This is a genomic window from Neorhizobium sp. R1-B, assembly GCF_004368875.1.
Taxonomy (GTDB): Bacteria; Pseudomonadota; Alphaproteobacteria; order Rhizobiales; family Rhizobiaceae; genus Neorhizobium; species Neorhizobium huautlense.
This window is the reverse complement of record NZ_SOEM01000007.1, coordinates 110510-123341: the sequence shown is the minus strand read 5'-3', so window position 1 is coordinate 123341 and position 12832 is coordinate 110510. Positions and strand designations below refer to the sequence as shown.

Annotated in this window: 10 protein-coding genes; 7 read left to right on the top strand and 3 right to left on the bottom strand. The window is 60.6% G+C overall.

All coding sequences use genetic code 11. From position 1 onward, the window contains the following. Positions 1–124: 124 nt before the first annotated feature. From EDE05_RS12580 to EDE05_RS12545, 7 genes are all read left to right on the top strand, one after another. Positions 125–1018, top strand: a complete 894-nt coding sequence (locus tag EDE05_RS12580; RefSeq protein WP_132410861.1) for a LysR family transcriptional regulator — start codon at positions 125–127, stop codon at positions 1016–1018. 162 nt (positions 1019–1180) lie between these two features. Next, positions 1181–1660: a formate dehydrogenase subunit gamma gene (locus tag EDE05_RS12575; protein ID WP_105372727.1), complete on the top strand. Its 480-nt coding sequence runs from the start codon at positions 1181–1183 to the stop codon at positions 1658–1660. Continuing rightward, positions 1657–3213 carry an NADH-quinone oxidoreductase subunit NuoF gene (locus EDE05_RS12570; RefSeq protein WP_132410863.1) on the top strand — a complete coding sequence of 519 codons (1557 nt, stop codon included), beginning with the start codon at positions 1657–1659 and terminating at the stop codon, positions 3211–3213. The genes EDE05_RS12575 and EDE05_RS12570 overlap by 4 nt, the downstream gene beginning before the upstream one ends. Before the next feature lie 4 nt (positions 3214–3217). After that, positions 3218–6097 (top strand): formate dehydrogenase subunit alpha, encoded by a 2880-nt coding sequence (gene fdhF, locus EDE05_RS12565; protein WP_132410865.1) that lies wholly within the window; start codon positions 3218–3220, stop codon positions 6095–6097. A gap of 223 nt (positions 6098–6320) precedes the next feature. After that, a complete protein-coding gene (gene fdhD / locus EDE05_RS12555) occupies positions 6321–7148 on the top strand; it encodes a formate dehydrogenase accessory sulfurtransferase FdhD (protein ID WP_132410867.1) in 828 nt (275 codons plus the stop codon). After that, entirely contained in the window at positions 7138–7497 is a 360-nt protein-coding gene (locus EDE05_RS12550; RefSeq protein ID WP_132410869.1) for a formate dehydrogenase subunit delta, read from the top strand. The genes fdhD and EDE05_RS12550 overlap by 11 nt, the downstream gene beginning before the upstream one ends. Before the next feature lie 75 nt (positions 7498–7572). Further along, positions 7573–9231 carry an OFA family MFS transporter gene (locus EDE05_RS12545; protein WP_132410871.1) on the top strand — a complete coding sequence of 553 codons (1659 nt, stop codon included), beginning with the start codon at positions 7573–7575 and terminating at the stop codon, positions 9229–9231. 93 nt (positions 9232–9324) lie between these two features. Here the strand turns inward: EDE05_RS12545 and EDE05_RS12540 are convergent, their stop codons facing one another. The 3 genes from EDE05_RS12540 to rocF all read right to left on the bottom strand — a co-directional run bounded on the left by EDE05_RS12540 (position 9325) and on the right by rocF (position 12800). Continuing rightward, the gene (locus tag EDE05_RS12540; protein WP_105372721.1) at positions 9325–9804 is read right to left on the bottom strand and encodes a chemotaxis protein CheW; all 480 of its coding nucleotides are present in this window, start codon (positions 9802–9804) and stop codon (positions 9325–9327) included. Beyond that, positions 9804–11585, bottom strand: a complete 1782-nt coding sequence (locus EDE05_RS12535) for a PAS domain-containing methyl-accepting chemotaxis protein (protein WP_132410991.1) — start codon at positions 11583–11585, stop codon at positions 9804–9806. Before EDE05_RS12535 ends, EDE05_RS12540 begins: the two co-directional genes overlap by 1 nt. 285 nt (positions 11586–11870) lie before the next feature. Next, positions 11871–12800, bottom strand: a complete 930-nt coding sequence (gene rocF, locus EDE05_RS12530; protein ID WP_132410873.1) for an arginase — start codon at positions 12798–12800, stop codon at positions 11871–11873. Positions 12801–12832: the final 32 nt, after the last annotated feature.

The window sequence follows — 12832 nt, the reverse complement described above, 5'->3', positions numbered from 1 at the left end:
CTCCAAATATTCGTTGCACTTTATAGACGGCTGCGATTGGTTTGAGGGCGAGGATCCATTAGAAGCGACCGCGCAGCTTGTCGTCGCGTCGACTAGAGGTTAGCCCTTTCGGTGGAGGAAGCTGATGATCGACAAGCTCGAATTTTTCATTGCTCTCGCGCGAGAAAGCCATTTCGGTCGCGCCGCCGAGGAATGCGGCATTTCCCAACCGTCACTTTCGGCGGCGATCCGGCAGCTGGAGGAACAGCTGGGCGTGCAACTCGTCGTGAGAGGTTCCCGTTTTCAGGGGCTGACGCCTGAGGGGCAGCGGGTTTTGGAATGGGCTAAGCGCATCGTCGGCGATGCGCGCACCATGCGGGAGGAGATGAAGGCCGCGCGGAAAGGTCTGGCCGGCCACATTCGGCTCGCGGCGATTCCGACGGCGCTTGCGATGATCCCGCGGCTGACTGAGCCCTTTCAGGCGAAACACCCGGACGTCACCTTTTCGGTTGTTTCACGAAATTCGCTTCAGGTGCTTTCCCAGCTCGACAATTTCGAGATCGATGCGGGCATAACCTATCTCGACAATGAACCGCTCGGCCGGGTCACCAGCGTCCCCCTCTATGCCGAGCGGTACAATCTGGTGACGGCGGAAGGGACGCCATTTGCGGACCGGGAAAACGTAACCTGGAAGGAGATGGCGGATCTTAGGCTCTGTCTATTGACGCCAGACATGCAGAACCGCCGGATCATCAATCAACACCTCGCGGAAGCAGGCGTCATCGTAAAGCCGATGCTGGAATCAAATTCGATGGTCGTTCTTCTATCGCATGTCGGAACCGGCCGATGGGCGAGCATCATGCCGCGCAACGTCGCGCGATCGTTCGGGTTTACCAAACAAATCCGTACGATCCCGATCGTCGAACCAGAAGCCAGCCATATCGTCGGCCTGGTTGCCACACATCGCGAACCTTTCACCCCGCTGGTCTCCGCCCTGCTGCACGAAGCCCGCAGCCTGGCTCCAAGCGCCATGGCTTGATAGTTTTTTTCTATCGCGTAACCGATCTCCTTTATTGACGGTTGCGAGACGGGTTGCGAGACTCCGCCACAATAGGTGGAGTGCAGCTGTTGGACACTCCGCCAGCGTTTTGATCTGCAGTGCGGACGAGGCACTCGCCGATCAGCCGGGAGGTTCGACGATATGAATATGCGTATTTCCGCCGGTGAGTTCACCGAGCGGTCGCTTCAGATCATCCGGGATCTGAAGCATCTCGAAGGGCCGATGCTGCCGATCCTGCATGCGATCCAGGCGGAGTTCGGTTATGTGCCGGACGAGGTCAAGCCCATCATCGCGAACGAACTCAACCTCTCCCGTGCCGAGGTCCATGGCGTCGTGACCTTTTATCATGAGTTCCGCGACCATCCGGCCGGCCGGCATGTGCTGAAGCTCTGTCGCGCCGAAGCTTGCCAGTCGATGGGCAGTGACCGCATTGCGGATCGTGTCCGGGAGCTTTTTGGCGTGGACTTTCATCAGACGACGCCGGACGGCGCGGTAACGCTCGAAGCCGTCTACTGTCTCGGCCTCTGCGCCTGCGCGCCGGCCGCCATGCTGGACGGTGAGGTCTATGGCCGGGTGGACGAGCACTGTCTGTCCGAGATCGTCGCGGAGGTGCGCCGATGACCGTTACGATATTCGTGCCGCGCGATGCCGCAGCGCTCGCGCTCGGAGCCGAGAAGGTGGCGAAGGCGATTGCCCAAGAGATCGCAGCCCGCGGCCTCGATGCGAAAGTCGTGCGCAACGGCTCGCGCGGCATGTTCTGGCTGGAGCCGCTGGTCGAAGTGCGGACCGCCCACGGCCGGGTCGCTTACGGCCCGGTTAAGGCAGCCGATGTGGCAAGTCTCTTTGATGCCGGCTTTCTGACCGGCAGCGATCATCCGCTCTGTCTCGGGCTGACGAAGGAAATCCCATTCCTTCGTCAGCAGACACGCCTGACCTTTTCTCGTTGCGGAGTGACCGACCCGCTCTCTCTGGATGATTACCGGCATTACCAGGGCCTAAAGGGGCTTGAAAAGGCGATTGCCCTGACACCGACCGAGATTGTCAAGGAAGTGACCGATAGCGGATTGCGTGGCCGCGGCGGCGCCGGCTTCCCGACAGGCATCAAGTGGAAGACGGTGATGGAGGCGGCAGGTCCGCAGAAATACATCGTCTGCAACGCGGATGAGGGCGACAGCGCTACGTTTGCCGACCGAATGATCATGGAAGGCGACCCCTTCGTGCTGATCGAAGGCATGGCGATTGCCGGGATCGCGACGGGCGCTACCAAGGGCTATGTCTATATCCGCTCGGAATATCCGCATGCGATCATGACGATGACGGAGGCCGTCGAGATCGCACGGACGGCCGGCATTCTTGGGGCGTCTGTCCTGGGATCGGCTCATGCTTTCGACATCGAGATCCGGTCCGGCGCCGGCGCCTATGTTTGTGGCGAAGAAACCTCGCTGCTCAATTCCCTGGAAGGCAAGCGAGGCATCGTGCGCGCCAAGCCGCCACTACCGGCGCTGCAAGGCTTCCTCGGCTGGCCGACCGTGGTCAACAACGTCATTTCGCTCGCCTCCGTGCCTGTGATCATGGACCGGGGCGCCGCCTTTTATCGCGACTTCGGCATGGGCCGCTCTCGAGGCACGATCCCGATCCAGATCGCCGGCAATGTGAAGTACGGGGGTCTTTATGAGACGGCGTTCGGCCTGTCGCTCGGCGAGATCGTCGATCATATCGGCGGCGGCACTGCGACCGGCCGGCCGGTGAAGGCGGTGCAGGTCGGCGGCCCGCTCGGCGCCTATTTCCCGCGCGCCCTGTTCGATACGCCTTTCGACTACGAGGCGTTCGCGGCGAAGGACGGTCTGATCGGCCATGCCGGCATTACCGTGTTCGACGACAGTGCCGACATGCTGAAGCAGGCACGGTTCGCGATGGAGTTCTGCGCCATCGAAAGCTGCGGCAAGTGCACGCCTTGCCGCATCGGCTCGACGCGCGGCGTGGAAACGGCCGACAAGATTGCCCAGGGCATTGAACCGGAGAAGAACAAAGCCTTGCTGGCCGATCTCTGCAACACCATGAAGTTCGGCTCGCTCTGCGCGCTGGGGGGCTTTACGCCCTATCCTGTCATGAGCGCGATGAACCATTTCCCGGAGGATTTTTCTCCGGCATCCCTTATCGAAGCGGCGGAGTAACATCATGTCCCTCGTTCATGAAATCGACTACGGTACGCCGGCTTCCCGATCCGAAGCCCAGGTGACCCTCACCATTGACGGTCGTTCCATTACCGTTCCGGAAGGCACGTCCATCATGCGTGCTTCGATGGAAGCGGGCATCCAGGTGCCGAAACTCTGCGCCACGGACATGGTCGATGCGTTCGGCTCCTGCCGCCTTTGCCTCGTGGAGATCGAGGGCCGCAACGGTACGCCGTCCTCCTGCACCACGCCGGTCATGCCCGGCATGGTCGTCCACACCCAGACAAATCGGCTGAAGGACATCCGCCGCGGCGTGATGGAGCTCTATATCTCCGACCATCCGCTCGACTGTCTCACCTGTGCCGCCAACGGCGACTGCGAACTGCAGGACATGGCCGGCGCAGTCGGCCTTCGCGACGTGCGTTACGGCTATGAGGGCGATAATCACGTCAAGGCGCGCAACAATGGCGAGATCAACGCCAAATGGATGCCGAAGGACGAGTCGAATCCGTACTTCACCTATGACCCCTCGAAGTGCATCGTCTGCTCCCGCTGCGTGCGCGCCTGCGAGGAGGTGCAGGGTACGTTCGCGCTGACGATCGAAGGCCGCGGCTTCGGCAGCCGCGTCTCGCCGGGCATGCATGAACATTTCCTCGATTCCGAATGCGTTTCCTGCGGGGCCTGCGTGCAGGCCTGCCCAACGGCGACGCTCACCGAAAAGTCGGTGATCGCGATCGGTCAGCCGGAACATTCGGAAGTTACCACCTGCGCGTATTGCGGCGTTGGCTGCTCCTTCAAGGCGGAGATGCGCGGCGAGGAACTCGTCCGCATGGTGCCGTGGAAGGACGGGCAGGCGAACCGCGGCCATTCCTGCGTCAAGGGCCGTTTCGCCTATGGCTATGCGACACACAAGGACCGCATCCTCAACCCGATGGTCCGCGAAAAGATCTCCGATCCCTGGCGGGAAGTGACCTGGGAAGAGGCTTTCGCGCATGTGGCTTCCGAGTTCCGCCGCATCCAGTACCAATATGGCCGCGATTCGATCGGCGGCATCACCTCCTCGCGCTGCACCAATGAAGAAACCTTCCTGGTTCAGAAGCTGATCCGCGCCGGTTTCGGCAACAACAATGTCGATACCTGCGCCCGCGTTTGCCATTCTCCGACCGGCTACGGCCTCGGCCAGGCTTTCGGCACCTCTGCCGGCACGCAGAACTTCGATTCCGTCGAACATTCGGACGTGGTGATCGTCATCGGCGCCAACCCGACAGACGGGCATCCGGTCTTTGGCTCGCGCCTCAAGAAGCGGCTGCGCCAGGGTGCCAAGCTGATCGTCATCGATCCGCGCCGCATCGATCTTGTGCGGACGCCGCATGTGGAGGCCGATTATCACCTGCCGCTGCAGCCGGGCACCAACGTGGCCGTGCTGACGGCGCTGGCGCATGTCATCGTGACCGAAGGCCTGTTTGCCGAGCAATTCATCCGGGAGCGCTGCGACTGGTCGGAATTCGAGGACTGGGCCGCTTTCGTCTCCGAGGACCAGCACAGCCCCGAGGCGACCGAAAAGTTTACCGGCGTGCCGGCGGAACTCGTCCGCGGTGCCGCCCGGCTTTATGCCAAGGGCGGCAACGGGGCGATCTATTACGGTCTTGGTGTTACCGAGCACAGCCAAGGCTCGACGACAGTCATGGCGATCGCCAACCTCGCCATGGTGACCGGCAATATCGGCCGTCCGGGCGTCGGCGTAAACCCGCTTCGCGGTCAGAACAATGTCCAGGGCTCCTGCGACATGGGCTCGTTCCCGCATGAGCTGCCGGGCTATCGCCATATCTCGGACGATGCGACCCGCGACATCTTCGAAAAGCTCTGGGGCGTGACGCTCAACAACGAGCCGGGCCTGCGCATCCCGAACATGCTGGATGCAGCCGTTGAGGGCACATTCAAGGGCATCTATATCCAGGGCGAGGACATCTTGCAGTCCGATCCGGACACCAAGCACGTCTCGGCCGGTCTTGCCGCGATGGAATGCGTCGTCGTCCACGACCTCTTTCTGAACGAAACCGCCAACTACGCGCATGTCTTCCTGCCGGGTTCGACTTTCCTTGAGAAGGACGGCACCTTCACCAATGCCGAGCGGCGCATCAACCGCGTTCGCAAGGTGATGAGCCCGAAGAATGGTTATGCGGATTGGGAAGTCACCCAGAAGCTCGCCCAAGCCATGGGACTCACCTGGAACTATGCGCATCCGTCTGAGATCATGGACGAGATCGCCGCAACGACGCCGAGCTTCGCATTGGTGTCCTACGACTATCTGGACCAGATGGGTTCGGTCCAGTGGCCCTGCAACGAGAAGTTCCCCGAAGGCTCGCCGATCATGCACGTCAATGGCTTCGTGCGCGGCAAGGGCAAGTTCATCCGCACCGAATATGTGCCGACCGACGAACGTACCGGCCCGCGTTTCCCGTTGCTGCTCACGACCGGCCGCATCCTCAGCCAGTACAATGTCGGCGCCCAGACGCGGCGTACGGAGAACGTCGCCTGGCACGCCGAGGATAGGCTGGAAATCCATCCGCATGATGCCGAACAGCGCGGTATCAAGGACGGTGATTGGGTGAAGCTCGCCAGCCGTTCCGGCGATACGGCGCTTAGGGCCTTGATCACCGATCGCGTGGCGCCAGGGGTTGTGTACACCACCTTCCATCATCCCGATACGCAGGCGAACGTCATCACCACCGATTTCTCCGACTGGGCGACCAACTGCCCGGAATACAAGGTGACTGCTGTGCAGGTGTCGCCGTCCAACGGACCGACCGAGTGGCAGCGCGATTACGAGGAGTTGTCGCGGCGGTCTCGACGCATCGCGGGCAAGCTGGAGGCTGCTGAGTGATGGAAATCCCGGGCGTGCGCCGCGTTACCCCCCGCTGCCTGCTGGCATCTCCCCCACAAGGAGGGAGATCGGCAAGAGGCGCCCTCAGCATTCCGAGGGATTGGACAGACGCTTCCGCACTCGCTGATGTTGATAGTAGGCGAGGCATGGCCGCATCCGATCTCCCCCCTTGTGGGGGAGATGCCCGGCAGGGCAGAGGGGGGTATTCCTGCCCCGACCTCCGATGATCTCCTTCAAAACTACCGCAACCGCTGCCGAGATCGTACGCCGTAACGGCATGACGCGCGCCGGCTCGCGGGTGGTGCCGGAAGAGGTGCCGATCGCTTTTTCCTATGGCGGATCGACCCATGCGGTGATGATGGGCACACCCGCCGATCTGGAAGACTTCGCCGTTGGCTTCAGCCTGACCGAGGGCATTATCGCTTCGATGGGGGAGATCGAGGGCATTACCGTTGTCGAAGAAGGTGCCGGTCTTGATGTCCAGGTGACGCTCGCCCAAGATAAGGAAGATGCCCTGCGCATGCGTCGACGGCACATGGCGGGGCCGGTCGGCTGCGGGCTTTGCGGCATCGAGTCCATTGAGCAGGCGATACGCCCGGTGCCGGATGTTTCTGCCGTTGACCTCGTGCTGACTGCCAAGAATGTCGCGGAAGTGGTCGCGGAACTCAACGGTGCCCAACCGCTGCACGCCCAAACCCATGCCGTCCATGGCGCTGGCTTTTTTCTGCCGGGCAGGGGGCTTATTGCCGTGCGCGAGGATGTCGGTCGCCATAATGCGCTCGACAAGCTTGCTGGTGCCGTCGTCCGTCAGAGCATCCAAGGTTCGGAGGGGGTCGTGGTGGTCACCAGCCGGATTTCGGTGGAGATGGTTCAGAAAACGGCGATCCTGGGTTCGGCGGTATTGATCGCCATTTCAGCCCCCACGGCGCTTGCCATCCGCACGGCAGAAGCGGCGGGCATGACCCTCATCGCGCTGACGCGGGGCGAGGATTTCGAAATCTTTACGCGTACCGATCGCATAACCACCGGAGTTGTCGCCGATGTCGCATGACCAAAGCCCCGAGCAACTGGTGCTCGACAAACTGGTCCGGATGGTCAACCAGATCGCTACTTTCTTCCTGTCGCAACCGGAAAGCGTGCGCGCCGAAGGGGTTGCGACGCATATCAACAAGTTCTGGGAGCCACGCATGCGGCGGCACCTTTTCGAGCATATCGACAAGGGCGGAGAAGGGCTGCTTCCGCTCGTCATTCAAGCCTCGGTGCTGATCCGCAGACCGGAAGCGAAGGTCGGCTCCGGGGTAGGTGTCGGACAGGATGCGGCGCAAGGGGCACCGGAGGGGAAGGGGCCGTCGGCAGGAGAGTCGCTGTCCGAGCCGAGCATCCCGGAGGGTGCGGCATAAACTCATTCGCCCGGCGGGCAGGGCCGGGCGGGTCGATGATCTTAAGTCGTCATATTCAAGAGGAGGATATTGTTAATGGCATTTGCAGGAACAACGAACGAGGACCTGACAGGCAGTGTCGGGTTCCTCGATAAGGAACGTATTGTCGCCAGACCCGGATTCAACCGGTGGCTCGTGCCGCCGGCCGCACTGGCAATTCACCTGTGCATCGGCATGGCCTATGGCTTCAGCGTTTTCTGGCTGCCGCTCTCCAAAGCCTTGCCAGGAGCTGCCGACCCATCTTGTAGCAGCTTGAATCTGCTTTCCGCTCTCGTAACAACGACATGTAACTGGCGTGTCGCCGACCTCGGCTGGATCTACACGCTGTTTTTCGTGTTGCTCGGTTGCTCCGCGGCGATCTGGGGCGGCTGGCTGGAGCGCGTCGGACCGCGCAAGGCCGGTTTCGTGTCGGCCTGCTGCTGGTGCGGAGGCATCCTGGTGGCCGCGCTCGGCGTCATAACCCATCAACTCTGGCTGATGTGGGTAGGTGCCGGGGTGATCGGCGGTGTCGGTCTGGGTCTCGGCTATATTTCGCCAGTCTCCACGCTCATCAAGTGGTTCCCCGATCGCCGCGGCATGGCCACCGGCATGGCCATCATGGGTTTTGGCGGCGGCGCGATGATCGGCGCTCCTCTTGCCAACCTCCTGATGAATTATTTCAAGACCGACACGTCGATCGGCGTCTGGCAGACCTTCATCGCAATGGCGCTCATCTATTTCTGCTTTATGATGGGTGGCGCTTTCGGCTACCGCATTCCCCCAGCCGGATGGCGCCCGGAAGGCTGGACGCCGCCCGCGTCGAAGAGCACGATGATCACTCACAAACACGTGCATCTGCGCAATGCGCACAAGACCCCGCAGTTCTGGCTGATCTGGGCGGTGCTTTGCCTGAACGTATCGGCAGGTATCGGCGTGATCGGCATGGCCTCGCCCATGCTGCAGGAGATCTTTGCAGGTTCACTGATTGGGCTGCCGGATCTCTCTTTCTCACAGCTCGATGCTGGCCAGAAGGCACAGATCGCCACGATTGCGGCGGGCTTTGCCGGACTGCTTTCGCTCTTCAATATCGGCGGGCGGTTCTTCTGGGCATCGCTCTCCGACAAGATCGGCCGAAAGAACACCTATTATACGTTCTTTGTTCTGGGCATCGTTCTTTATGCGCTGGCTCCGACGCTTGCCGACATGGGCAGCAAGGCCTTTTTCGTGCTGGCTTTCGGCGTCATCCTCTCGATGTACGGCGGCGGGTTTGCTACCATCCCGGCCTATCTCGCGGATATTTTCGGCACGCAGTTCGTCGGCGCCATACACGGGCGTCTTCTGACGGCCTGGGCGACGGCCGGCATCGTCGGTCCGGTTGTCGTCAATTATATCCGCGAAGCCCAAATCGCCGCGGGCGTCGCGCCAGGGCCCGCACTCTATACCGGCACGATGTACATCCTTGCCGGCATGCTGGCACTGGGTCTCGTCGCAAATGCGCTTGTGCGTCCCCTTTCGGACAAATGGTTCATGTCGGACGAGGAGGTCGCATCGCTGCAGGCAAAGTCGGTGGCAGCGAGCATCGGCCCGAGTGGTTCCTTCGGCATCGGCAGGGGCGGTCTGGACGGCAAGGCCGTACTTGCCTGGGCGGTTGTCGGAGTCCCGCTTCTCTGGGGCGTGTGGGTCACGCTGAAGAGCACCTTCGCCCTGTTGGGTTGACGCCCTGATATTGCGAACGAAACCCTCTGAAATGGCAAAAGGCCATCCGGTGATCCGGATGGCCTTTTCAGCGACAAGAAGCTGGTGAGACTGTTAGGCTGCCAATTCGTCGGCTTCAGTTCCCTTGAACATCTTGGAGAGGTTCAGGAAGCAGATCATGCCATTTTCGTTGGCGATGATGCCTTCGGAGAAGGATTTGTCGAAGGAAGCGGAAATCTCCGGCACGGGCTGAACCTGGCTGGATGGAATGGTGAGGATGTCGGAAACCCGATCGACCAGCATTCCGATGACCATGCTGTGAACCTCAGCCACCACGATGGCGCTGCGCTCGTTGGCGACCGTGCTCTTCATGCCGAGCTTGTAGGCGAGGTCGATAATCGGGATCACGGAACCGCGCAGGTTCATGACGCCGATAACGTCTGCCGGCGCGTGCGGGATTGGCGTTGAGGGCGCCCATCCGCGGATTTCGCGGATGGTGGTGGTTTTTACGCAAAATTCCTGATCGTGGAGTCTGAAGGCGATGATTTCGAGCGTCTCGCCGCCGTAGCTCGTGGAGTTAATCGTGGTTGCCATCAGAATTCTTCCCAACTGTCCGTTGCCTGGGCGGAAGCGGCTGCGCCGGAGGTGGCGCGTGCGACCGTAGCCATGAGTTTGCGTGCCGGCGATGCGATGGGCCGTGCATCGGGTCGCGCTTGAACAATCTTATGGGAAGAGTATTGCCCAAATCTAAACCGGGCGAGCAGATTGCGCAGAGTTTCAGCTTCACGGGCCAGGCTGTGGCTGGCTGCCGAGGTTTCTTCGACCATGGCGGCGTTCTGCTGCGTATTCTGGTCCATGGAATTGACGGCGTTGCTGACCTCTTTGAGACCGGTCGACTGCTCGCGGGAAGCCTCGACGATCGCCACGACGTTGCTGTTGATCTCCTCGACCTGCGATATGATTTGCTCCAGCGCCTTTCCGGTTTCCCCGACGAGTGTCACCCCGTGCTTCACGTGTTCGGACGACTTGGAGATGAGCGTCTTGATCTCCTTTGCCGCCGTAGCGGAACGTTGGGCAAGCTCGCGGACTTCCTGAGCGACAACTGCAAAACCCTTGCCGGCTTCGCCAGCTCGCGCCGCCTCGACGCCGGCGTTAAGGGCGAGGAGGTTGGTCTGGAAGGCGATGTCGTCGATGACGCTGATGATATTCGAAATCTCGTGAGAGGAGTTTTCGATCTGGTCCATCGCATTGACGGCGTTGCGGACCACCGCACCTGAATGCTCGGCATTCTTCTTGGCATCGCCGACCAGGGAGCCTGCCTCTTCAGCGCGCCTGGCGCTGTCGGTTACCGCACGGCTGATTTCTTCCAGTGCCGCAGCGGTTTCCTCGACCGCAGCCGCCTGCTGTTCGGTTCGTTTGGCGAGGCTGTCTGAGGCCTGGCGAATTTCGGACGAACCGCCGGCAATGCCTTCGGCGTTCTCCCCGACGGTGCGCATGGCGTCCGCGAGCTTGGTCACCGCGTCGTTGAAGTCGATGCGGATCTGTTCCAGCGTCGGGATGAAGGGCTTCTCGATATGCGTCGTAAGATCCCCGTTTGAGAGAGCGGTAAGACCGACCGCCAAATCGTCGACGGCACGCACGCGTTCGGTAATGTCAGTCGCGAACTTTACGACCTTGAAGACCCGGCCGTCAGCATCGAAGATCGGGTTGTAGGACGCCTGAATCCAGACCACCTTGCCTCCCCTGCCGATGCGCTTGAACTCCTGGGCAATAGCCTCGCCGCCGGCGAGCTTCCGCCAGAACTCCCGGTATTCGGGGCTGTCACGGAAGGCCGGTTCGCAGAACATGCCATGATGCCTGCCGGTGATTTCGGTGAGCTGGTATCCGAGACAGGAGAGGAAGTTCTCGTTCGCGGTGATGATGTCGCCAGTCGGCGTAAATTCGATCATGGCCTGCGTGCGCGAAATTGCGCTGATCTTGCCTTCATCTTCGGCGGACTTCATTTTCGCTGCAGTAATGTCGGTGGCGATCTTGATGACCTTATAGGGCTTTCCGCCGGACAGGACCGGGTTGTAGGAAGCCTGGATCCAGATCTCCCGGCCGCCTTTGCCGATGCGCTTGTAGGCGGCTGCGTCATACTTGCCGTTTCCGAGGTTAGCCCAGAATTCCCGGTAGGCCGGTGATGCGACATAAGCCGGATCGCAAAACATGCTGTGATGCTTGCCGACGATCTCGGACAGCTTGTATCCGAGAGCGTTGCAGAAGTTCTCGTTCGCCGTCAGGATTTTCCCCGTTAGGTCAAATTCGATGATGGCTTGTGATCGGCTTAACGCCGCAAGGACTGCTTTTGCGTCCGCGCTCGGGAGCGAAAAGATGGACATAGCTTCTCCGCCTGCTCTGGATGAAGAGTAAAATTCTTCGGCAGAAACCGCTTCGCCCACCCCCATGGTGATCGGGCAGGAAAGCTTGTGCCTCGCCTTCCTGCTAAATTTAGCCTTGAATGCTTAATGTATCGTCAATAATTCCATCTATTCAGGTACGGGATAATACGTAGGAAATCTTTTATTTTACGGGCCGGATTTTTTACTGCCGATAGTCAGCTATAGATTGGGTATTTATGACTATTGTCAATTTTCTTCTTGGATTGTCATCCGCCGGAATTAACCGGAGCGCGTCGGACGATCCAAGACCCGCCGGCCGAAAAGGCTTGCCGTAAGTTCCACCATGATGCGCGCACTCTTGCCGCGGTCATCCAGGAACGGGTTGAGTTCGACCAGGTCCACCGATGCGACAAGCCCCGTATCATGCAGCATTTCCATGATCAGGTGCGCCTCCCGGAAGGTGGCGCCGCCTGGCACCGTCGTACCGACACCCGGTGCAATGTCCGGATCGAGAAAATCCACATCGAGACTGACGTGCAGAAGGCCATTGGCAGCACTGACGGTATCGATAACCTGTCGCATGATGGCGGCAATGCCGTGCTCGTCTATCGCTCGCATGTCAAAAACATTGACGCCATGCCGGGCGATGAGCTTTCGCTCGATTTCGTCGACGGAGCGGATGCCGACCTGGAAAACGTTGCGCGGGTCCACCAGGGGCCGGTTTCGGTCCAGGATAGGTGCGAATTCCGCCTGCCCGGTAAAGAAAGCAACGGGCATGCCGTGAATATTGCCAGAGGGAGAGGTTTCCGGCGTATTGAAATCCGCGTGGGCATCGAGCCAGAGGACGTAAAGCGGCCGGCCAACTTTATCGGCATAACGTGCCATGCCCGATACGCTTCCCATCGACAGGCTGTGATCCCCACCCATGATCACGGGAATGAAACCGGCCATGGCCTTGTCATAGGTGCGGCCCTCCAGCACCTGGGTGAAGGCACCGACGACGGGAAGGTTTTTGGCGTCCTGTCGTTCGCCAAGGTCAGCCGCGGGTTCCGGCCTCAAGTCGCCGCTGTCTTCGACCCGAAAACCGAGACCTTCCAAGGCTTTTATGATGCCAGCCAGCCGGAAGGCAGCCGGACCCATGGCGCAGCCGCCGCGGCCGGAGCCTTCTTCCAGCGGAACACCAATCAAAGTGATATCTTTGGAGATCATGCTTTTTCTCCCGAAGCAGGCTTGAAGCGGTG